This is a genomic window from Rhodoferax aquaticus, from assembly GCF_006974105.1.
GTDB classification, from domain to species: Bacteria; Pseudomonadota; Gammaproteobacteria; order Burkholderiales; family Burkholderiaceae_C; genus Allorhodoferax; species Allorhodoferax aquaticus_A.
In genome coordinates this window covers 4,112,094-4,135,995 of the sequence record NZ_CP036282.1, presented here as the reverse complement: position 1 = coordinate 4,135,995, position 23,902 = coordinate 4,112,094, and the positions used below count along the sequence as shown (strand labels likewise).

Below are 23,902 nucleotides of genomic sequence, written 5' to 3'. Positions count from 1 at the left end.
GGGTTTACACAGAGAGTCTTTGCAGACAATGAGGTGTTTCTGGCGACGCAGGAGGCTGTATGGCAACCATTTCATCCATTGGTATTGGCAGTGGTCTCAATGTAGAGGCCACGATCACCGCTTTGGTAGCGCTTGAAAAGGCGCCGTTGAAAGCGCTGGCAAACAAAGCAAGCACTGCCAACGCTCGCGTGTCGGCCATGGGGCAAATCAAGTCGCAAGTCTCCGCGCTCACCGATGTTGCCGCGCGCATTTCTGCCAGTAGTGCGTGGATCGCTCGCACCGGCACGTCTAGCAACACGAGCGCGGCCACCCTGGCCGTCACCAGTGCTGCTGCCGCTGGCACCTACACGCTGGATGTGGACTCACTGGCCAAGAAGCAGGCAGTGTCTTCAGCGGCACTGACGGCAGGCGCGTATGTGGGGGCCGGAACCATGACGCTGCGCTTGGGCACTTGGACCAGCCCGACCGGAAACGCCACTACGGACAACACGGGTGTTGCCAATGCAGACCTAGCCTTGCCAGCGGCCCAGACCGCCTTGGTCACCGCCCAAACCAACCAGACCAATGCCAATGCTGCGTTGGTGACAGCCAACGCGAATTTGGTCACCGCGGATGCAACGCTGGCAACAGCCACGTCAAACTCGGCCACTGCGCAAGCTACGCTAACAGTAGCTAACGCCAATTTAGCCGCAGCAACGACTGCCTCCAACACCGCCAACAGCACTCTGGCTACCGCCAATACGACGGCGACCAACGCCACCTCTGCAAGCGCGGCGGCCGATGCAGCTGAGCTGGCTGCATTCAATACTCTCACAACGGTCACCGCGGCGGCCCCTGCCAACATAGCCGCAGCCCAAGCTGTTTTTGACGGCGCTGATGCCACCTTGGTCAGTGCCACGGCCACCAAAGGCACCGCAGCTAATGCCGCCAGCACCGCCCAAACAACGCTAAATGCTGCAAATAACGACCTTGCCACTAAGAATGGTGTGTTGACTGCTGCCAACAGCACCTTGGCCAGTGCGACCTCCGGCCTGTCAAATGCCAATAGCGCACTGGCGAGCGCCAATAGTGCTTTGGCACTTGCCAACACGGCCGCAACTGCGGCCAACACGGCCTCGGCCGCCTTGGCCGATGACCAGAACGCTAGTACTGCGCTGTCGAGCTACGCAACCGGCTATCCACCAGCCGGCGTTGGCAAGACGGAGCTCACTGCCTATGCCAGTGCCTACGCTGATTGGGTGGCAAAAATTGGGCTGAACGACCATGCCACGCCCGCATTACAAGCAGATGAGGCTACGGCTAGGTCGACTATGCTGAGTGCGCGCGGTGCACTGGCCGTGGCCAGCCCTTCGGCCTTAACGGCCGCCGATGCCATTACGGCACCCGCCGATGCCAGCAACGCCTCGGTACTCAAGGCGCAAGCGATTGATGCTGCCAACGCAGCAGGTACCACGCCTGCCAATGCTGCAACCTTTAAGGCCACCGCGCAAGCGACACAAACCGCCGCCGCTGCAACAGCGGTAACGGCCGCTGCCACCTATTCAGGGGCTGTGTCGGCCCAGGCAACGGCGAGTTCTGATGTGGCCACGGCCAGTGCGGCAGTGAGTGCGGCGACCAGTGACAAAGCGATCAAAGACGCCGCTTTGGTCACTGCAAACGCCAACCTTGCCAGTGCCACGGCTGCCCAGGTGGCCGCTGCTACCGCATTGGCAACGGCCAATGGCGCGATTGGCGTGGCAACAGCAGCCCACGCTAGCGCCTCCGCGGCTGCCGTTACGGCGGCCGCAACCAAAGCCACTGCGCTGGCCGACCAAGTGACCGCAGTGGCCGATGCCGCCACAGCTAGCACCAACTTGGCAACGGCCTCCACCGATCAATCGACCGCCGCTGCCGATGCGGCAACCAAGACCACGGCGCTCACCACCGCCACCACCGACCGTGCCACAGCCGCTGCTGCGGTGACAACTGCAAGCAACAACGTCACCGCAGCCGACACGGCAGTCACCAATGCCACCACAGCTGTTGCCAACGCCACCAATGGCGTGACCACCGCGCGCCCCACGTTTGTACCTTCCGCCTCGAGCGCGGATGTGGCAATCACCGTCACCGCAACCGACACCGTGAGCACACTGGCCGCTAAGATCAATGCGGCCAATGGCGGCATTGTTGCCGCAGCGTTTTTTGATGGCACGCAAGAGCGCTTGCAGCTGACTTCCAAAGACACGGGCGCTGCAGCGGGCTTTCGGGTGCAGGTTACAGATGGTGATGGTGGCAGTACCGATAACTCGGGCCTGTCACGCATGGGCTATGACCCCCAAAACAGCGCCTACGGCATGGCGAGTTCTGGCATTACTGCCACCTACGGGGCTGATGCCCGTGCCCGCATCAATGGGGCAGTGGTGACATCCAAAACCAATACCTTGGCTGGCAATCTGCCGGGCGTGACGATTGACCTGAAGGCGGTAACCACGTCGAGCGTGACCTTGAACGTGGCAGAAGACGTGACTGTTGCCGTCAAGAACATCAACGATTTTGTGACCGCCTACAACGCGCTTAATGCCAATTTGGTGGATTTAACGAAATACGATGCGGGCACCAAGACTGCGTCCCTCTTTCAAGGGGATGCCAGCATTGTGGGTTTGCAAAACGTGATGCGCAACATGCTGGGCTCTATCAGCAATGGCAGCACCTACACGCGCTTGGCAGATGTGGGCGTAGAGCGGCAGTTGGACGGTTCTTTGACCATGAACACCGCAAAGCTCAGCACGGCGGCCAACAATGGCACGGAGTTGCAAAAGCTGTTCGTTACCGACAATGGCAACTTACAACTCAACGGCTTTGCGCTGAAGTTTGCAAGCCTAGGGCAAGGCCTTTTGTCGAGCAACGGTACGGTGACCAACCGGACCAATGGGCTGAAGACTGAGTTAAACCTTAACGCGAAAGAGCAAGCCAAGGTCAATACCCGGGCTGACATGGCGGAGGCGCGGCTTAGAAAGACCTATAGCGCCCTAGATGGAAAGATGGCAAGCCTGAACGCGCTGAGCACCTATGTGTCCCAGCAAGTCACCACCTGGAATAAATCTACGGGCTAAATTGGGGCTTTACGCACGTGGAATAAGCGCAGATAGCTACTAAATAAATAGCAGGCGCAACATGTCTCAGCCCAGCAGCAAACTCCAAAGCTTGATTTTTTCATACAGCTGCCGATAACAAAAGCATCTCCATAAGGAATTGCACCATGTTTAGCTCAGTCAGCTCCCGCTCCGCTTCTGCCTACAAAAAGGCGAGTATCGACGCTAGCGTAGAGATGGCAGATCCGCACCAGTTGGTGAATTTGCTCTTCAATGCACTGCGTCAAGCTTTGGGTTCTACCCGCATCGCCATGGGCAATGGGGACGTGCCCGCCAAGTGCAAGTACATCGGCAACGCGATTCGCATTTTGGAAGAAGGCCTGAAAGCACCTTTGGACATGACCAAGGGCGGTGAACTCGCGGCTAATTTGAATGCTTTGTATGAGTACTGTGTGAACCGCCTGATCACCGCCAATGCCAGAAACGACGTGGCTGCTATCGATGAGGTGGACGCTTTGATTGAGAAAGTGGCCAGTGGTTGGCGCCAAATCAACGGCCAGGGGCCAGCCTATTTGAAGTCTGTCTAAACTGACGAGGAGCCATTTCATGTCTGAAATGCTGATTGACTATTACAAGGCGATTGAAGACAGCAGCGCCAAAATGTTGGAAGCCGCCAAGATGGAAGACTGGGATGGCGTGGTGCGCTTTGAAGGGGCGTGCGCCGTGCTCATTGAGCAGCTACGCCACCGTGCGCGCAGCGAGCAGCTAAGCCCCAACTCCCGCGCAGAGAAAAACCGCATCATGCGTCGCATCTTGCACAACGATGCGCAAATACGCTATCTGGCAGAACCCTGGTTAGCCCACTTTGAACAAAAGTTTGATGGGCACAACACCCAACTGCACTGAGTAGTTAGCCTTGGCCCTGCCTGAGCCTGGGCGAGGCAGCAAAGGGGGGCTGTTTACAGCGCAGCCACTAGTTCTTGTAACTTACCCTCTAAGTTCTGCACAAAGCGCGTGGTGTCAAACAAGACGCCGTGGTCATGCACATCTTTGAGTTGTGTCTTGAGGCGCAAGCAGTCGGCGGGTGTGTTTGCAAGCGCTACGGCCTTGTCTTCATAGCTTTGCACGTCGTAGCAAATGAGCTCAGGCATTTGGGCTGCAGTGAGCAGTGCGCCTGCCATTCTGGAGGCAAATGCCCGGCCGCATAGGGTCAATACGGGTAGACCCATCCAAAGGGCATCGTTCGCGGTAGTGCCCGCATTGAAGGGGAAAGTGTCCAAGAAGAGGTCGGCCGCAGCGTACCGGGCAAGGTAGTTCTCAGGCGACACGCGGGGTGCAAACAAAATGCGGTGGTCTTCAATGCCGCGTGTCCTGGCTTCTTGTCGCAGGTTCGCCTCAGCCCATGGATTGTCCGCCAGCAGCCATAGAACGCTGCCTGGAGTGCGCTTCAAAATGCGCATCCACACGTCAAACATTTCAGGCGTGTACTTGTAGTTGTTGTTCAGTGAGCAAAACACAAACCCTTGGGCGGGTAGGCCGCAGCTCTCGCGGCTGGGAATGGGGCCCACAGCGCGCTTGCGGTCGCTGCACTGGTAGATATCGGGCATGTACAGCGGTTTTTCGGAATAGAACGGTGTGAGCGCTTCAGGAATCAAAAATCGGTCGGCAATCACATAGTCGATAGACGGTAAGCCGGTGGTGGCGGGCAAGCCCAAGTAGGTGATTTGAATGGGGGCTGGCCGGTAGGCCAGCATGTTGACCCGAGCGCCAGCGGTTTGGCCTTGCAGGTCTACCAACACATCAATTTCATGCTCCCGCATGAGTTTGGCCGCCGCTTCGTCGGACATTTGGTCAATGCGGGTGAAGTGGTCCATGGCTGCGATCACGCGTTGGCGTAAGGCTGAGCCGTCTTCGGGACTCCAGCAGTAGCCATAGATTTCAAACTTTTCTCGGTTGTGCAGCTCGAACAGTTCCGCGGTGAGCATGGACACCGGGTGTAAGCAAAAGTCGGACGACACGTAGGCAATGCGTAGTTTTTTGTGCCCGTACCGTTTGGGCTTTGCCAGAAGGGGCAGGGTGGCGTTCACGCGCTTGGCCACGAACCGATTGGCGGCAGCCAATTGCTCCGCAGGGTCATCGGAAACATTCATCATGGCCAAGGCCGACGTGGACTCGTGCATGGCTTGCTGGGTCAGGCCCTCGATGGGCGAGTACACCGGCCACATACACTGCTTTTGTCGCAAATGCACCCAGTGGTGCACCACATCGGGTTGCAGTGGGTCTAGGGTCAAGCTTTGTGTGAGGTAGGCAAACGCATCGTGGAACTGCTTCTTCGATTCCAATACACGCCCCAAGTGGTTCAAGGCCATGAGCACAAATGTCTTGTTTTCTGGGTTGTCACCCGGAACATGTTCCACCACCCATCGCCACTCCGCGAGCGCTTGTTCGGTCATGCCTTGGCGCTCAAACAGAGAGCCTTTGTTTAATCTGGGCTGCACAAACCCCGGGTGCAAGGCGATTGATTGTTCGTAGGCTTGTTGCGCGCCCGCAAAGTCGCTTTCGTTGGACAGCGTAACGCCTAGATTGAAGTAGCCCGCATAAGCATAGGGAGAGTTGGTGCGCTTCAGCCAAGTCTGGTAGAGCACAGCGGACAAGGGGCCCATCTGGCGGGCCTCCATTTGCGATGCGCAGTCGATCAATTGGGTGAAGTCCAGTTGGCCCTGCCAAGCACGCATGAGCACCGCTACATAGTTTTCTTCGAATTTCGCCACATGCACTCCACTAGCGTAGTTGCCAAAATCATATTGCACCAAGAAGGCCGCTGCGTAAGCCCGGGATAAGCCTTCTGATTGCCACGCAATTGCGTGCCACTGTCTGTGCGCGCGTGGGTAGCATCTCAAGTTCGTAGTTGTTTGCCTTGTTTGCCCATGCCCAGATTTCTGTTGATTGGCCTTTGTGCGTTTCTGATCGGGTGTTCCCAGACATCGGATTTGAAACGCCCTGACGCGCCTGTACCTCAGGCTTGGAGTGCGCCCGACATTGAGCTTACGCCGCACGATGCCGCCAAGACCCACTGGCGCAATTACTTCGCCGACCCGCGTTTGCAATCCCTGATTACCCAAGCGCTGGAAAACAACCGAGACCTCAAAATTGCCGCGGCGCGTGTCGTAGAAGCGCGGGCTCTGTATGGGGTGACCAAAGCAGAAGGGCTGCCGTCTTTAAGTCTGGGTGCAACGGCCGGCGCTTCATTGACCATGATCGAGGCTCCGCTGGCTGTGGTGTCTTATGAGCTGGACTTTTGGGGGCGCTTGGCTGGTCTGTCAGACTCCGCGCGTTTCAGCTTCTTGGCTACCGAAGAGGCCCGCCGAGCCGTGCGCATTTCTTTGGTCGCGGATGTGGCTAGCGCCTACTTCACGCTTTTGCAGTTGGATGCAATGGCTGAGCTCTCGCAAGCTACTGCCGATGCCCGTGAGCAGTCCTTGGAGTTGCTGACCAAAGGGCGAGACCTAGGCGGCCTCAACGACTTTGAGGTGCAGCAAGCGGCAGGCATTTTAGAGATGGCCAAGTCCGCGTTGGCGGATGTCCAGTATCAACGCGTGGCCGTGAAAAATCGCTTGGACTACTTGGTGGGCAAGGTCGCCGTGATGCAAACTCCCGGCTATGCCCTGGAGGAGCAAGATCTTGACTTGGCGCTTGCGCCTGGCTTGCCTAGCGAGGTGCTATTGGTTCGCCCCGATGTCATGGCCAGCGAGCAGCGGCTGCGGGCTGCCCACGCCAACATTGGCGTTGCGCGTACAGCATTCTTTCCCAAGATCGCGTTGGTCGCCGGGTTTGGTGTTGCTAGCCAAGGCTTGGCAAGCCTGCTCAGCGGTAGTACTACCTCGTTCAGCCCTCGATTTTCTTTGCCTGCTTTGTTTGATGGGGGGCGCACGGCGGCAGGGGTTGAAGTGGCCGAGGCGCGCAAGTCGATAGCCCTTGCAGAGTATGAGCGGACGATTCAGTTGGCATTTCGCGAGGTGTCCGATCAATTGGCGGCACGTGCTTCGCTTGTGGCGCAAATGCGTTCAGCCAATGTCAACAAGGCCTCGCAAGAGCGACGCTTGCAAATAGCCTGGGCGCGGCATAACGCAGGCATGGTGGGATATTTGGAAGTGTTGGACGCCCAGCGTGAGCTGTTTGCCGCCCAGCAGGCAGCCTTGCAGGTTCGCAGAGCCCAGCTTGAATCGGCAGTGCAGTTGTACAAGGCATTAGGCGGGGGGGAACAACGTGCTGATTAGGCCCCTTCGTCGTTGGTTTTCTACTATCTAGTTAGATAGAGGCATTACATGGTGACCAAAGGTCCTTCTCGTGAAAAAGCAGCATTTACGCGGACGCTGAAGTCTGCGCGGTTTGGTTTGGTAGAGGCTCAGTACGAAGTAGGCTTGATGTACGCCAATGGTGTGGGCGTTGAACAAGACTTCGAAAAAGCCTTGGGATGGATACGTCAAGCGGCGGAGAGAGGTTTTTTGCCAGCACAGTATCTCTTGGCCACGCGCTACGCCAGCGGCATTGCGATAGAACGCAATGTACACCAGGCTTTTCATTGGTTCATGAAGGCCGCAGAGCGCGGCCATGTAAAAGCAAGCTACCGTTTGGGCAAACTGTATGCATCGGCTCATGCCGATGCGGCAGTGCATTGCTTGGAGCGCGCGGCCACACAAGGGCTTGCCGAGGCGCAGTATGGCCTGGCACAGGCCTACCTCCAAGGCAAAGGCGTAGACACAGACCCCAGCAAAGCCATGCATTGGCTGCAACAAGCAGCAGAACAAGACTTCGCGCCCGCCCAATGTGCGCTGGGTGCAGCTTACGCAGCGGGGGATGGGGTGCACAAAGAAGTGGCCGTGGCCATGGACTGGTACCGTAAGGCGGCAAAGCAGTTCTACCCGCCCGCTCTAGTGGCCATGCACCGGCTAGATGCCGAGGGCTTTGGGCGGGCCAAAGAAAAGGGTCGTACCAAGCGCCGCCATGCCAACCAAGAACGCCGCCGCACGGACGTCGCTTGGGTGAGCGTAGCCGAGACAGGGGATGCCGAGGTGCGTTACCACTTGGGCCTGATGTACGAGGCGGGCATAGGTGTTACCCAAGACGAGGAGCAAGCCCAAACATGGTTTGCGCGTGCCGCCAACCAAGACGAAACGCGTGCACAGTTGGCACTGGCGCGTCGCTATGAAGAAGAGTACCCGCTAGTGGCTATGCAATGGTATGAAAAAGCGGCTCAACTCGGCAACGCAGATGCCATGGTGGCGGTAGGGCAGCATCTGTCGAAGTCCAAGTCGACACCTGAACAACGTCTGCAGGGCGTTTCTTGGTATTTCAAGGCCGCGCAGGAGGGCGCACCGCATGGCCATCTGGCATTGGGTGAAGTTTTTGCGTCGAATCAGGCGACGTTGGCATTTGCTTGTTTTAAAGAAGGCGCTGAACAAGGGGATAAGCAAGCCCAATGGCGTTTGAGCAGGTGCTATGCCAAGGGATCTGGCGTCAAGCAGAGCGCCGCCCAAGCCTTTGCTTGGTGTGCGCGTGCAGCGGAGCAAGGCTTGGCCGTTGCCCAAGGCGCTTTAGGTGCCTTCTATTTAGAAGGCTATGGCGTTGAGTCAGACCTTATCCAAGCCCTGATCTGGCTGGAAAAGGCCGCTGACCAGGGTGACGCCAAGGCGCAGTGGAATATGGGGGCTGTATTTGCCAGCGGGGCACCTGGTGTGGCTAAGGACCTGCGCCAAGCGTTTGCTTTGTGCCACAAGTCGGCTGAGAGCGGCTTTGTGCCGGCTCAGGCAACCTTAGGTCTTATGTATGCCCGCATCAAAGAAGACGAGAAGGCCTTGGCGTGGTGGGCCAAAGCCGCAGAGCAAGGCGACCCAGAGGCGCAATACAACTTGGCGCTTCACCTGAGCAAGGCCAAGCATCCGCGTTCCGAGAGCCTGGCCCAAATGTTTCATTGGTTCCTTGAAGCCGCTAACCAAGGTGTTGGCAGCGCCCAGGCCCGGCTGGGCTTGATGTATGCCACGGGCCAAGCCGCCCCATTGGATCTGGTCGAAGCCCATAAGTGGTTCTTGCTGGCCAAAGCCGCGGGCGATGATGCTGGACGCATCAACAGTGAGCGGTCTCAGCAGCAGTTGGACGCAGCCCAAGCGGCTGAAGCTCAGCGCCGCGTTGACGCATGGGCCGCAGCCCGTGCCAATGCGAACGCACTGAAGCCACATCTATAAGCATCTCGCGTGTTTAAGTAAGGGCCCTTTTCTATCGTTTTGGGGGCTTATGCAGCTGCAGTTGTACGGTAACTTCACGTCTAACGCGGTTCTTTGTGAATCGCCATGTAAATAAGATTTTTATTTACTTAAGTTATCAGAAATTGTGCCGTTGTTAGGGAACGGGCGTAATCCATCGGATTGCGCGGCGTCGTAGCTGGTGTTTGTGACTTTGGAGGGGGGAATGCCGTAGTTGTTTGAATAATTACGGTTTTTCCAGTCGCAAGTTGGCCAGAGACGTCGAGTTCTACATGTCGGTGACGAAGTCATAGGGGTCATAGAAATGCCAGCATCAAGCTTTATCTTGGGCAGTACCACGGCACAGATCGCAGCGTTAACCACGCTGCAGATCACTGGGTTGTCTACTGCCGACTTCGCTGCTATCAATACGGCGCAGATCGCTGCGATGACGACGCGAAGTCTCGCCGCCATCTCGACGGACCAGTTGCAGGCGATTTCCACGTCAGCCATAGGGGCCATGGGAACTGGCCAAATTGCCGCCCTGTCCACCGACCAAGTGGTCGCTTTGACTACAGCGCAAGTTGCAGGGTTGAACACTAGGGCGGTCAATTCGCTCACGACAGACTGGGTTAATGCGCTAGAGACGCGTGACTTTGCGGCACTGACAACGACCCAGTTGGCGGCGTTGAAAACCAGCCAAATCGCTGCGCTCGGAACGGATCAACTGGCGGCCATGACGACTTTGCAAGTCGCCGGATTAACCACTTCGGCGATTACAGCGTTTAGAACCGCTCAAATACAAGTATTCAACTCTAGCCAAATTGGGGCGGTGAGCACGACGGGTCTGGCTGCGCTGCGGACCAACCAAGTACAGGCCTTGACGACAGACCAGATTGTTGCGCTGAACACCGCACAAATTGGTGGAATCACGGTCAACGGAACGGTACAAAGCTTGGGTCTAGGCACAGCCACCTTGGCGGCGCTCACGAGCACCCAAGTGCAAGCGATAGAGACCCGGGACATCCAAGTGCTGACTACGGGCCAGATCAGCGGCTTGAACAGCAGCACCGTGCAGGCCTTGACCACAGACCAAGTGGTGGCGCTGCAAACGCACCAAGTGCAGGCCTTGACGAGCGCCAACATTGTGGCGCTGAGCTCGGACCAGGTACTGGCGATAGAGACGAGGGACATCCGCGCGCTCACGACAGGCCAAGTGGCGGCCTTGACGACCCTGCAAATAGCGGGCTTGAACGCAGGCACCAGTGCGCAAGTGCTGGGCTTGTCCACAGACCAAGTGCGCGCCTTGGAGACCAACCAATTGGCGGCATTGAGGACAGCCCAAGTGGTGGCGCTGGCCTCAGACCAAGTGCAAGCGCTCGATAGCAGGCAAGTCAACAACCTGACGACGGGTACGGTAGCGGCGCTCTTGACAAGCCAAGTGGTGGCGTTGACGACAGACCAAATCCAAGCGCTCAACAGCGCAGGATTGGCAGCGCTGACGACCGCCCAAGTGCAAGCGCTGTTGACAGACCAGATCGTGGCCTTGAACACGCAGCAAGTGACGGGCTTGAACACCCGCACGATCGCGGCGCTGACGACCAACCAAGTGCAAGCGATAGAGACGAGAGACATCCAAGCGCTCACGACCACACAGATAGGCACACTGGCCACACAATCGATAGCGGCCCTGTCCACAGACCAAGTGGTGGCGCTGGAGACCCATCAAATCCAGGCCTTGACCACCAGCGGCATAGGAGCGCTCACGACAGCGCAACTCCAAGCGATAGAGACGAGGGACATCCAAGCGCTGCTCACACGCCAAGTGGCAGCCTTGGCAACAGCCACCGTCAACGCCTTGACCACAGACCAAGTGGTGGCGCTGCAAACGAACCAAATCCAAGCCTTGACGACAGCAGGTGTTGCGGCGCTCACCACAGACCAAGTGGTGGCGATAGAGACGCTAGACATCCAAGCCTTGAAGACTAACCAAGTCGCGGCATTGGTCACGGCCAGCGTAGCGGCGCTCAACAGCGACCAAATCCAAGCGCTGACCAGCAGCCAGTTGGGGGCCTTGCGAACCAACCAAGTACAGGCCTTGACGACAGACCAGATTGTTGCGCTGAACACCGCACAAATTGGTGGAATCACGGTCAACGGAACGGTACAAAGCTTGGGTCTAGGCACAGCCACCTTGGCGGCGCTCACGAGCACCCAAGTGCAAGCGATAGAGACCCGGGACATCCAAGTGCTGACTACGGGCCAGATCAGCGGCTTGAACACCAGCACCGTGCGGGCCTTGACCACAGACCAAGTGGTGGCGCTGCAAACCAACCAAGTGCAGGCCTTGACCACCGCCAACATTGTGGCGCTGAGCTCGGACCAGGTACTGGCGATAGAGACGAGGGACATCCGCGCGCTCACGACAGGCCAAGTGGCGGCCTTGACGACCCTGCAAATAGCGGGCTTGAACGCAGGCACCAGTGCGCAAGTGCTGGGCTTGTCCACAGACCAAGTGCGCGCCTTGGAGACCAACCAATTGGCGGCATTGAGGACAGCCCAAGTGGTGGCGCTGGCCTCAGACCAAGTGCAAGCGCTCGATAGCAGGCAAGTCAACAACCTGACGACGGGTACGGTAGCGGCGCTCTTGACAAGCCAAGTGGTGGCGTTGACGACAGACCAAATCCAGGCGCTCAACAGCGCAGGATTGGCAGCGCTGACGACCGCCCAAGTGCAAGCGCTGTTGACAGACCAGATCGTGGCCTTGAACACGCAGCAAGTGACGGGCTTGAACACCCGCACGATCGCGGCGCTGACGACCAACCAAGTGCAAGCGATAGAGACGAGAGACATCCAAGCGCTCACGACCACACAGATAGGCACACTGGCCACACAATCGATAGCGGCCCTGTCCACAGACCAAGTGGTGGCGCTGGAGACCCATCAAATCCAGGCCTTGACCACCAGCGGCATAGGAGCGCTCACGACAGCGCAACTCCAAGCGATAGAGACGAGGGACATCCAAGCGCTGCTCACACGCCAAGTGGCAGCCTTGGCAACAGCCACCGTCAACGCCTTGACCACAGACCAAGTGGTGGCGCTGCAAACGAACCAAATCCAAGCCTTGACGACAGCAGGTGTTGCGGCGCTCACCACAGACCAAGTGGTGGCGATAGAGACGCTAGACATCCAAGCCTTGAAGACTAACCAAGTCGCGGCATTGGTCACGGCCAGCGTAGCGGCGCTCAACAGCGACCAAATCCAAGCGCTGACCAGCAGCCAGTTGGGGGCCTTGCGAACCAACCAAGTACAGGCCTTGACGACAGACCAGATTGTTGCGCTGAACACCGCACAAATTGGTGGAATCACGGTCAACGGAACGGTACAAAGCTTGGGTCTAGGCACAGCCACCTTGGCGGCGCTCACGAGCACCCAAGTGCAAGCGATAGAGACCCGGGACATCCAAGTGCTGACTACGGGCCAGATCAGCGGCTTGAACACCAGCACCGTGCGGGCCTTGACCACAGACCAAGTGGTGGCGCTGCAAACCAACCAAGTGCAGGCCTTGACCACCGCCAACATTGTGGCGCTGAGCTCGGACCAGGTACTGGCGATAGAGACGAGGGACATCCGCGCGCTCACGACAGGCCAAGTGGCGGCCTTGACGACCCTGCAAATAGCGGGCTTGAACGCAGGCACCAGTGCGCAAGTGCTGGGCTTGTCCACAGACCAAGTGCGCGCCTTGGAGACCAACCAATTGGCGGCATTGAGGACAGCCCAAGTGGTGGCGCTGGCCTCAGACCAAGTGCAAGCGCTCGATAGTCGCCAAGTCAACAACCTGACGACGGGTACGGTAGCGGCGCTCTTGACAAGCCAAGTGGTGGCGTTGACGACAGACCAAATCCAGGCGCTCAACAGCGCAGGATTGGCAGCGCTGACGACCGCCCAAGTGCAAGCGCTGTTGACAGACCAGATCGTGGCCTTGAACACGCAGCAAGTGACGGGCTTGAACACCCGCACGATCGCGGCGCTGACGACCAACCAAGTGCAAGCGATAGAGACGAGAGACATCCAAGCGCTCACGACCACACAGATAGGCACACTGGCCACACAATCGATAGCGGCCCTGTCCACAGACCAAGTGGTGGCGCTGGAGACCCATCAAATCCAGGCCTTGACCACCAGCGGCATAGGAGCGCTCACGACAGCGCAACTCCAAGCGATAGAGACCCGGGACATCCAAGCGCTGCTCACACGCCAAGTGGCAGCCTTGGCAACAGCCACCGTCAACGCCTTGACCACAGACCAAGTGGTGGCGCTGCAAACGAACCAAATCCAAGCCTTGACGACAGCAGGTGTTGCGGCGCTCACCACAGACCAAGTGGTGGCGATAGAGACACGTGACATCCAAGCCTTGCTGACAGGACAAGTCGCGGCATTGGTCACGGCCAGCGTAGCGGCGCTCAACAGCGACCAAATCCAAGCGCTGACCAGCAGCCAGTTGGGGGCCTTGCGGACCAACCAAGTACAGGCCTTGACGACAGACCAGATTGTTGCGCTGAACACCGCACAAATTGGTGGAATCACGGTCAACGGAACGGTACAAAGCTTGGGTCTAGGCACAGCCACCTTGGCGGCGCTCACGAGCACCCAAGTGCAAGCGATAGAGACCCGGGACATCCAAGTGCTGACTACGGGCCAGATCAGCGGCTTGAACACCAGCACCGTGCGGGCCTTGACCACAGACCAAGTGGTGGCGCTGCAAACCAACCAAGTGCAGGCCTTGACGACCGCCAACATTGTGGCGCTGAGCTCGGACCAGGTACTGGCGATAGAGACGAGGGACATCCGCGCGCTCACGACAGGCCAAGTGGCGGCCTTGACGACCCTGCAAATAGCGGGCTTGAACGCAGGCACCAGTGCGCAAGTGCTGGGCTTGTCCACAGACCAAGTGCGCGCCTTGGAGACCAACCAATTGGCGGCATTGAGGACAGCCCAAGTGGTGGCGCTGGCCTCAGACCAAGTGCGAGCGCTCGATAGTCGCCAAGTCAACAACCTGACGACGGGTACGGTAGCGGCGCTCTTGACAAGCCAAGTGGTGGCGTTGACGACAGACCAAATCCAGGCGCTCAACAGCGCAGGATTGGCAGCGCTGACGACCGCCCAAGTGCAAGCGCTGTTGACAGACCAGATCGTGGCCTTGAACACGCAGCAAGTGACGGGCTTGAACACCCGCACGATCGCGGCGCTGACGACCAACCAAGTGCAAGCGATAGAGACGAGAGACATCCAAGCGCTCACGACCACCCAGATAGGCACACTGGCCACACAATCGATAGCGGCCCTGTCCACAGACCAAGTGGTGGCGCTGGAGACCCATCAAATCCAGGCCTTGACCACCAGCGGCATAGGAGCGCTCACGACAGCGCAACTCCAAGCGATAGAGACGAGGGACATCCAAGCGCTGCTCACACGCCAAGTGGCAGCCTTGGCAACAGCCACCGTCAACGCCTTGACCACAGACCAAGTGGTGGCGCTGCAAACGAACCAAATCCAAGCCTTGACGACAGCAGGTGTTGCGGCGCTCACCACAGACCAAGTGGTGGCGATAGAGACGCTAGACATCCAAGCCTTGAAGACTAACCAAGTCGCGGCATTGGTCACGGCCAGCGTAGCGGCGCTCAACAGCGACCAAATCCAAGCGCTGACCAGCAGCCAGTTGGGGGCCTTGCGAACCAACCAAGTACAGGCCTTGACGACAGACCAGATTGTTGCGCTGAACACCGCACAAATTGGTGGAATCACGGTCAACGGAACGGTACAAAGCTTGGGTCTAGGCACAGCCACCTTGGCGGCGCTCACGAGCACCCAAGTGCAAGCGATAGAGACCCGGGACATCCAAGTGCTGACTACGGGCCAGATCAGCGGCTTGAACACCAGCACCGTGCGGGCCTTGACCACAGACCAAGTGGTGGCGCTGCAAACCAACCAAGTGCAGGCCTTGACGACCGCCAACATTGTGGCGCTGAGCTCGGACCAGGTACTGGCGATAGAGACGAGGGACATCCGCGCGCTCACGACAGGCCAAGTGGCGGCCTTGACGACCCTGCAAATAGCGGGCTTGAACGCAGGCACCAGTGCGCAAGTGCTGGGCTTGTCCACAGACCAAGTGCGCGCCTTGGAGACCAACCAATTGGCGGCATTGAGGACAGCCCAAGTGGTGGCGCTGGCCTCAGACCAAGTGCAAGCGCTCGATAGCAGGCAAGTCAACAACCTGACGACGGGTACGGTAGCGGCGCTCTTGACAAGCCAAGTGGTGGCGTTGACGACAGACCAAATCCAGGCGCTCAACAGCGCAGGATTGGCAGCGCTGACGACCGCCCAAGTGCAAGCGCTGTTGACAGACCAGATCGTGGCCTTGAACACGCAGCAAGTGACGGGCTTGAACACCCGCACGATCGCGGCGCTGACGACCAACCAAGTGCAAGCGATAGAGACGAGAGACATCCAAGCGCTCACGACCACACAGATAGGCACACTGGCCACACAATCGATAGCGGCCCTGTCCACAGACCAAGTGGTGGCGCTGGAGACCCATCAAATCCAGGCCTTGACCACCAGCGGCATAGGAGCGCTCACGACAGCGCAACTCCAAGCGATAGAGACCAGGGACATCCAAGCGCTGCTCACACGCCAAGTGGCAGCCTTGGCAACAGCCACCGTCAACGCCTTGACTACAGACCAAGTGGTGGCGCTGCAAACGAACCAAATTCAGGCCTTGACGACAGCAGGTGTTGCGGCGCTCACCACAGACCAAGTGGTGGCGATAGAGACACGTGACATCCAAGCCTTGCTGACAGGACAAGTCGCGGCATTGGTCACGGCCAGCGTAGCGGCGCTCAACAGCGACCAAATCCAAGCGCTGACCAGCAGCCAGTTGGGGGCCTTGCGGACCAACCAAGTACAGGCCTTGACGACAGACCAGATTGTTGCGCTGAACACCGCACAAATTGGTGGAATCACGGTCAACGGAACGGTACAAAGCTTGGGTCTAGGCACAGCCACCTTGGCGGCGCTCACGAGCACCCAAGTGCAAGCGATAGAGACCCGGGACATCCAAGTGCTGACTACGGGCCAGATCAGCGGCTTGAACACCAGCACCGTGCGGGCCTTGACCACAGACCAAGTGGTGGCGCTGCAAACCAACCAAGTGCAGGCCTTGACGACCGCCAACATTGTGGCGCTGAGCTCGGACCAGGTACTGGCGATAGAGACGAGGGACATCCGCGCGCTCACGACAGGCCAAGTGGCGGCCTTGACGACCCTGCAAATAGCGGGCTTGAACGCAGGCACCAGTGCGCAAGTGCTGGGCTTGTCCACAGACCAAGTGCGCGCCTTGGAGACCAACCAATTGGCGGCATTGAGGACAGCCCAAGTGGTGGCGCTGGCCTCAGACCAAGTGCAAGCGCTCGATAGTCGCCAAGTCAACAACCTGACGACGGGTACGGTAGCGGCGCTCTTGACAAGCCAAGTGGTGGCGTTGACGACAGACCAAATCCAGGCGCTCAACAGCGCAGGATTGGCAGCGCTGACGACCGCCCAAGTGCAAGCGCTGTTGACAGACCAGATCGTGGCCTTGAACACGCAGCAAGTGACGGGCTTGAACACCCGCACGATCGCGGCGCTGACGACCAACCAAGTGCAAGCGATAGAGACGAGAGACATCCAAGCGCTCACGACCACACAGATAGGCACACTGGCCACACAATCGATAGCGGCCCTGTCCACAGACCAAGTGGTGGCGCTGGAGACCCATCAAATCCAGGCCTTGACCACCAGCGGCATAGGAGCGCTCACGACAGCGCAACTCCAAGCGATAGAGACCCGGGACATCCAAGCGCTGCTCACACGCCAAGTGGCAGCCTTGGCAACAGCCACCGTCAACGCCTTGACTACAGACCAAGTGGTGGCGCTGCAAACGAACCAAATTCAGGCCTTGACGACAGCAGGTGTTGCGGCGCTCACCACAGACCAAGTGGTGGCGATAGAGACGCTAGACATCCAAGCCTTGAAGACTAACCAAGTCGCGGCATTGGTCACGGCCAGCGTAGCGGCGCTCAACAGCGACCAAATCCAAGCGCTGACCAGCAGCCAGTTGGGGGCCTTGCGGACCAACCAAGTACAGGCCTTGACGACAGACCAGATTGTTGCGCTGAACACCGCACAAATTGGTGGAATCACGGTCAACGGAACGGTACAAAGCTTGGGTCTAGGCACAGCCACCTTGGCGGCGCTCACGAGCACCCAAGTGCAAGCGATAGAGACCCGGGACATCCAAGTGCTGACTACGGGCCAGATCAGCGGCTTGAACACCAGCACCGTGCGGGCCTTGACCACAGACCAAGTGGTGGCGCTGCAAACCAACCAAGTGCAGGCCTTGACGACCGCCAACATTGTGGCGCTGAGCTCGGACCAGGTACTGGCGATAGAGACGAGGGACATCCGCGCGCTCACGACAGGCCAAGTGGCGGCCTTGACGACCCTGCAAATAGCGGGCTTGAACGCAGGCACCAGTGCGCAAGTGCTGGGCTTGTCCACAGACCAAGTGCGCGCCTTGGAGACCAACCAATTGGCGGCATTGAGGACAGCCCAAGTGGTGGCGCTGGCCTCAGACCAAGTGCGAGCGCTCGATAGTCGCCAAGTCAACAACCTGACGACGGGTACGGTAGCGGCGCTCTTGACAAGCCAAGTGGTGGCGTTGACGACAGACCAAATCCAGGCGCTCAACAGCGCAGGATTGGCAGCGCTGACGACCGCCCAAGTGCAAGCGCTGTTGACAGACCAGATCGTGGCCTTGAACACGCAGCAAGTGACGGGCTTGAACACCCGCACGATCGCGGCGCTGACGACCAACCAAGTGCAAGCGATAGAGACGAGAGACATCCAAGCGCTCACGACCACACAGATAGGCACACTGGCCACACAATCGATAGCGGCCCTGTCCACAGACCAAGTGGTGGCGCTGGAGACCCATCAAATCCAGGCCTTGACCACCAGCGGCATAGGAGCGCTCACGACAGCGCAACTCCAAGCGATAGAGACCCGGGACATCCAAGCGCTGCTCACACGCCAAGTGGCAGCCTTGGCAACAGCCACCGTCAACGCCTTGACCACAGACCAAGTGGTGGCGCTGCAAACGAACCAAATTCAGGCCTTGACGACAGCAGGTGTTGCGGCGCTCACCACAGACCAAGTGGTGGCGATAGAGACGCTAGACATCCAAGCCTTGAAGACTAACCAAATCGCGGCATTGGTCACGGCCAGCGTAGCGGCGCTCAACAGCGACCAAATCCAAGCGCTGACCAGCAGCCAGTTGGGGGCCTTGCGGACCAACCAAGTACAGGCCTTGACGACAGACCAGATTGTTGCGCTGAACACCGCACAAATTGGTGGAATCACGGTCAACGGAACGGTACAAAGCTTGGGTCTAGGCACAGCCACCTTGGCGGCGCTCACGAGCACCCAAGTGCAAGCGATAGAGACCCGGGACATCCAAGTGCTGACTACGGGCCAGATCAGCGGCTTGAACACCAGCACCGTGCGGGCCTTGACCACAGACCAAGTGGTGGCGCTGCAAACCAACCAAGTGCAGGCCTTGACGACCGCCAACATTGTGGCGCTGAGCTCGGACCAGGTACTGGCGATAGAGACGAGGGACATCCGCGCGCTCACGACAGGCCAAGTGGCGGCCTTGACGACCCTGCAAATAGCGGGCTTGAACGCAGGCACCAGTGCGCAAGTGCTGGGCTTGTCCACAGACCAAGTGCGCGCCTTGGAGACCAACCAATTGGCGGCATTGAGGACAGCCCAAGTGGTGGCGCTGGCCTCAGACCAAGTGCAAGCGCTCGATAGCAGGCAAGTCAACAACCTGACGACGGGTACGGTAGCGGCGCTCTTGACAAGCCAAGTGGTGGCGTTGACGACAGACCAAATCCAGGCGCTCAACAGCGCAGGATTGGCAGCGCTGACGACCGCCCAAGTGCAAGCGCTGTTGACAGACCAGATCGTGGCCTTGAACACGCAGCAAGTGACGGGCTTGAACACCCGCACGATCGCGGCGCTGACGACCAACCAAGTGCAAGCGATAGAGACGAGAGACATCCAAGCGCTCACGACCACACAGATAGGCACACTGGCCACACAATCGATAGCGGCCCTGTCCACAGACCAAGTGGTGGCGCTGGAGACCCATCAAATCCAGGCCTTGACCACCAGCGGCATAGGAGCGCTCACGACAGCGCAACTCCAAGCGATAGAGACCAGGGACATCCAAGCGCTGCTCACACGCCAAGTGGCAGCCTTGGCAACAGCCACCGTCAACGCCTTGACTACAGACCAAGTGGTGGCGCTGCAAACGAACCAAATTCAGGCCTTGACGACAGCAGGTGTTGCGGCGCTCACCACAGACCAAGTGGTGGCGATAGAGACGCTAGACATCCAAGCCTTGAAGACTAACCAAGTCGCGGCATTGGTCACGGCCAGCGTAGCGGCGCTCAACAGCGACCAAATCCAAGCGCTGACCAGCAGCCAGTTGGGGGCCTTGCGGACCAACCAAGTACAGGCCTTGACGACAGACCAGATTGTTGCGCTGAACACCGCACAAATTGGTGGAATCACGGTCAACGGAACGGTACAAAGCTTGGGTCTAGGCACAGCCACCTTGGCGGCGCTCACGAGCACCCAAGTGCAAGCGATAGAGACCCGGGACATCCAAGTGCTGACTACGGGCCAGATCAGCGGCTTGAACACCAGCACCGTGCGGGCCTTGACCACAGACCAAGTGGTGGCGCTGCAAACCAACCAAGTGCAGGCCTTGACGACCGCCAACATTGTGGCGCTGAGCTCGGACCAGGTACTGGCGATAGAGACGAGGGACATCCGCGCGCTCACGACAGGCCAAGTGGCGGCCTTGACGACCCTGCAAATAGCGGGCTTGAACGCAGGCACCAGTGCGCAAGTGCTGGGCTTGTCCACAGACCAAGTGCGCGCCTTGGAGACCAACCAATTGGCGGCATTGAGGACAGCCCAAGTGGTGGCGCTGGCCTCAGACCAAGTGCAAGCGCTCGATAGTCGCCAAGTCAACAACCTGACGACGGGTACGGTAGCGGCGCTCTTGACAAGCCAAGTGGTGGCGTTGACGACAGACCAAATCCAGGCGCTCAACAGCGCAGGATTGGCAGCGCTGACGACCGCCCAAGTGCAAGCGCTGTTGACAGACCAGATCGTGGCCTTGAACACGCAGCAAGTGACGGGCTTGAACACCCGCACGATCGCGGCGCTGACGACCAACCAAGTGCAAGCGATAGAGACGAGAGACATCCAAGCGCTCACGACCACACAGATAGGCACACTGGCCACACAATCGATAGCGGCCCTGTCCACAGACCAAGTGGTGGCGCTGGAGACCCATCAAATCCAGGCCTTGACCACCAGCGGCATAGGAGCGCTCACGACAGCGCAACTCCAAGCGATAGAGACCCGGGACATCCAAGCGCTGCTCACACGCCAAGTGGCAGCCTTGGCAACAGCCACCGTCAACGCCTTGACTACAGACCAAGTGGTGGCGCTGCAAACGAACCAAATTCAGGCCTTGACGACAGCAGGTGTTGCGGCGCTCACCACAGACCAAGTGGTGGCGATAGAGACGCTAGACATCCAAGCCTTGAAGACTAACCAAGTCGCGGCATTGGTCACGGCCAGCGTAGCGGCGCTCAACAGCGACCAAATCCAAGCGCTGACCAGCAGCCAGTTGGGGGCCTTGCGGACCAACCAAGTACAGGCCTTGACGACAGACCAGATTGTTGCGCTGAACACCGCACAAATTGGTGGAATCACGGTCAACGGAACGGTACAAAGCTTGGGTCTAGGCACAGCCACCTTGGCGGCGCTCACGAGCACCCAAGTGCAAGCGATAGAGACCCGGGACATCCAAGTGCTGACTACGGGCCAGATCAGCGGCTTGAACACCAGCACCGTGCAGGCCTTGACCACAGACCAAGTGGTGGCGCTGCAAACCAACCAAGTGCAGGCCTTGACGACCAGCGGCATAGGAGCGCTCACGACAGCGCAACTCCAAGCGATAGAGACCAGGGACATCCAAGCGCTGCTCACACGCCAAGTGGCAGCCTTGGCAACAGCCACCGTCAACGCCTTGACCACAGACCAAGTGGTGGCGCTGCAAACGAACCAAATCCAGGCCTTGACGACAGCAGGTGTTGCGGCGCTCACCACAGACCAAGTGGTGGCGATAGAGACGCTAGACATTAAAGCCTTGTTGACAGGGCAAGTCGCGGCATTGGTCACGGCCAGCGTAGCGGCGCTCAACAGCGACCAAATCCAAGCGTTGACCAGCAGCCAGTTGGGGGCCTTGCGGACCAACCAAGTACAGGCCTTGACGACAGACCAGATTGTTGCGCTGAACACTGCACAAATTGGTGGAATCACGGTCAACGGAACGGTACAAAGCTTGGGTCTAGGCACAGCCACCTTGGCGGCGCTCACGAGCAGCCAAGTGCAAGCGATAGAGACCCGGGACATCCAAGTGCTGACTACGGCCCAGGTGAGCAGCCTAACCACAAGCACTGTCTCTGCGCTAAGCACTGCACAGATCGTTGCACTGCAAACCCTGCAGATCCAGTCTCTCTCGACAGCTGGACTCGCTGCTCTAAGCACCGACCAAGTGCAAGCCTTTGAAACGGTGGATGTGCAGGCATTGAGGACGAATCAGGTTGCGGCTTTGACAACAGCCGCCGTGAATGCGCTGACCACCAACCAGTTGGTCGCGCTAACTACCAACCAGATTCAGTCCCTGACAACCGCGGGCATTGCTAGCTTGACATCGGTTCAGGTGCAGGCGATTGAAACTGTGGATGTGCAAGCGTTGCGCACCAACCAAGTGCTCGCGCTTACGACAAGTACGCTGGCCGCGCTAGTCACAGATCAAGTGCAAGCATTGACTACGAGCCAACTGGGTGCGTTGTCCACGGCCCAAGTGCAGGCATTGACAACGGACCAAGTGGTTGCGCTCAGTACGGCGCAGGTCTCTGGTTTGACGACCAGCACCTTGGCAGCTTTGACCACCGACCAGGTACAGGCTATTGAAACACTGGATATACAGGCATTGCGGACTAGCCAAGTCGCTGGCCTGTCTACAGGTACGGTTGCTGCCCTGAGCACAAATCAGATTCAGGCGCTGACGACGAATCAGGTGCAGTCGCTCTCGACTTCATCCATTACCGCTTTGACGACTACGCAAATGCGTGCATTCGAGACTGCCGATCTGGTCGCACTCAAGACCAGCCAGATTGCCGCGTTCTCTTCAGCGCAGGCGGAGGCGTTCACTACGAACCAGGTTGAGGCATTTACGTCTGCACAGATTGCCGCCTTTGTGACGGGATCGTATTCTTACCTGACAACGGGTACGCCCATAATCTTGGATTTGAATGGTGATGGTGTGCGTACGCTCAGCATCGACTCTGGTGTGAAGTTTGACTTGTTTGCGGAGGGGCAGTCGGTGAGTACGGGTTGGGTGAGTGGAAGCGATGGTTTGCTGGTGCTAGACCGCAACCACGATGGCATGATCAATGATGGATCAGAACTGTTTGGTTCTTCTACCAAGCTGGCGAATGGACAGAAAGCGGCGGACGGTTACGCAGCATTGCGTGAGCTTGATACCAACCATGATGGAGTCATCACAAGCGCAGACGCCATGTACGCAGATCTTCGGGTTTGGGTAGACAGTAACTCTGATGGTGTGTCCCAGGCTGGAGAGACAAAAACGCTCGCTTCACTGGGTATTGCAAAAATCAATGTAAATGCACAGGTGGGCACGGCACGGGACAATGGCAACCTGGTGGGCTTGACGTCGACCTACGAGACGACTGACGGTGTCACCCATGCTGCGGCGGACGTTTGGTTCTTGGCGGATAAGGCGCCTAAGGTAGCTGCGACTGCGCCAGCACCGAGTAGCACGAATGTAGACAAGGCGATTGCTGCGCTGGCTCCGGCCAATCCGCAGGCAGTACTTGCCGAACCTGCAGGGGCTGCAGGGGCTGCGCCAGTACCGCATCAGGCCCTTGCAAGCAGCTTGATTCAGGCGCCAGCATTGGTGCCTGATGCCAAGGCGCAGCCTGCGCTTGAGCCTAAGGATGACCTGCGAACCAAGGTGAGTAGTTTGGCGCAGGCGATGGGTAGCTTCGGCAGTTCGGGTGTGTTGCCTGAGGAAGGTAAGTTGGCGATAGAACCTGCGAAGAGCGTTCAGCCTAGCTTGACGCCGGCGACACTTGCCGTAGCCAGCATGGCCGATGTGATGAAGCAGTTTGACGCGAATGGTCAACCGCTGGCTGGCGGAGGAACGGCAGCGACAGCATCTAATTCGCTGAAACTTGCTATAACGCAAGATCCAAGTAGCACCAATATTCTTAGCAGCGGAGGAAAGACCTAAATAAGGGCCCTTGTGCAAGCGTGCGGCAAGGCATAGAAAAGTCAAGTGGTGGAGAGAGAAACACCATGTAAGTTCTATGCCCAGCAGCG

General features: G+C 58.5%; 7 protein-coding genes. 6 read left to right on the top strand and 1 reads right to left on the bottom strand.

Annotated elements, in window-relative coordinates:
* Positions 1 to 59: 59 nt before the first annotated feature.
* The 3 genes from fliD to EXZ61_RS19065 all read left to right on the top strand — a co-directional run bounded on the left by fliD (position 60) and on the right by EXZ61_RS19065 (position 3,977).
* Positions 60 to 3,092 carry a flagellar filament capping protein FliD gene (gene fliD, locus EXZ61_RS19075; RefSeq protein WP_142813397.1) on the top strand — a complete coding sequence of 1,011 codons (3,033 nt, stop codon included), beginning with the start codon at positions 60 to 62 and terminating at the stop codon, positions 3,090 to 3,092.
* A gap of 146 nt (positions 3,093 to 3,238) precedes the next feature.
* A complete protein-coding gene (gene fliS / locus EXZ61_RS19070) occupies positions 3,239 to 3,658 on the top strand; it encodes a flagellar export chaperone FliS (RefSeq protein WP_142813394.1) in 420 nt (139 codons plus the stop codon).
* 19 nt (positions 3,659 to 3,677) lie between these two features.
* Positions 3,678 to 3,977, top strand: coding sequence for a flagellar protein FliT (locus tag EXZ61_RS19065; protein WP_142813392.1), 300 nt, complete (start codon positions 3,678 to 3,680; stop codon positions 3,975 to 3,977).
* Between the two features lie 53 nt (positions 3,978 to 4,030).
* Here EXZ61_RS19065 and EXZ61_RS19060 read toward each other — a convergent pair whose 3' ends face one another.
* Complete coding sequence (locus EXZ61_RS19060) at positions 4,031 to 5,842, bottom strand: O-linked N-acetylglucosamine transferase, SPINDLY family protein (RefSeq protein ID WP_201799090.1); 1,812 nt, start codon at positions 5,840 to 5,842, stop codon at positions 4,031 to 4,033.
* 219 nt (positions 5,843 to 6,061) lie between these two features.
* On the opposite strand from EXZ61_RS19060, the gene EXZ61_RS19055 reads away from it, so the two are divergent.
* The 3 genes from EXZ61_RS19055 (at position 6,062) to EXZ61_RS19045 (ending at position 23,813) form a co-directional block, all read left to right on the top strand.
* Entirely contained in the window at positions 6,062 to 7,348 is a 1,287-nt protein-coding gene (locus EXZ61_RS19055; RefSeq protein WP_168224823.1) for an efflux transporter outer membrane subunit, read from the top strand.
* 48 nt (positions 7,349 to 7,396) lie between these two features.
* Positions 7,397 to 9,313 carry an SEL1-like repeat protein gene (locus EXZ61_RS19050; protein WP_142813386.1) on the top strand — a complete coding sequence of 639 codons (1,917 nt, stop codon included), beginning with the start codon at positions 7,397 to 7,399 and terminating at the stop codon, positions 9,311 to 9,313.
* 322 nt (positions 9,314 to 9,635) lie between these two features.
* Positions 9,636 to 23,813, top strand: a complete 14,178-nt coding sequence (locus EXZ61_RS19045) for a hypothetical protein (RefSeq protein ID WP_142813383.1) — start codon at positions 9,636 to 9,638, stop codon at positions 23,811 to 23,813.
* The last annotated feature ends 89 nt before the right edge of the window (positions 23,814 to 23,902 follow it).

What these genes read in the sequence shown, in the direction of transcription:
- fliD (WP_142813397.1), top strand. Translation starts at nt 60, where the DNA reads ATGGCAACCATTTCATCCATTGGTATTGGCAGTGGTCTCAATGTAGAG.
- fliS (WP_142813394.1), top strand. Translation starts at nt 3,239, where the DNA reads ATGTTTAGCTCAGTCAGCTCCCGCTCCGCTTCTGCCTACAAAAAGGCG.
- EXZ61_RS19065 (WP_142813392.1), top strand. Translation starts at nt 3,678, where the DNA reads ATGTCTGAAATGCTGATTGACTATTACAAGGCGATTGAAGACAGCAGC.
- EXZ61_RS19050 (WP_142813386.1), top strand. Translation starts at nt 7,397, where the DNA reads ATGGTGACCAAAGGTCCTTCTCGTGAAAAAGCAGCATTTACGCGGACG.
- EXZ61_RS19045 (WP_142813383.1), top strand. Translation starts at nt 9,636, where the DNA reads ATGCCAGCATCAAGCTTTATCTTGGGCAGTACCACGGCACAGATCGCA.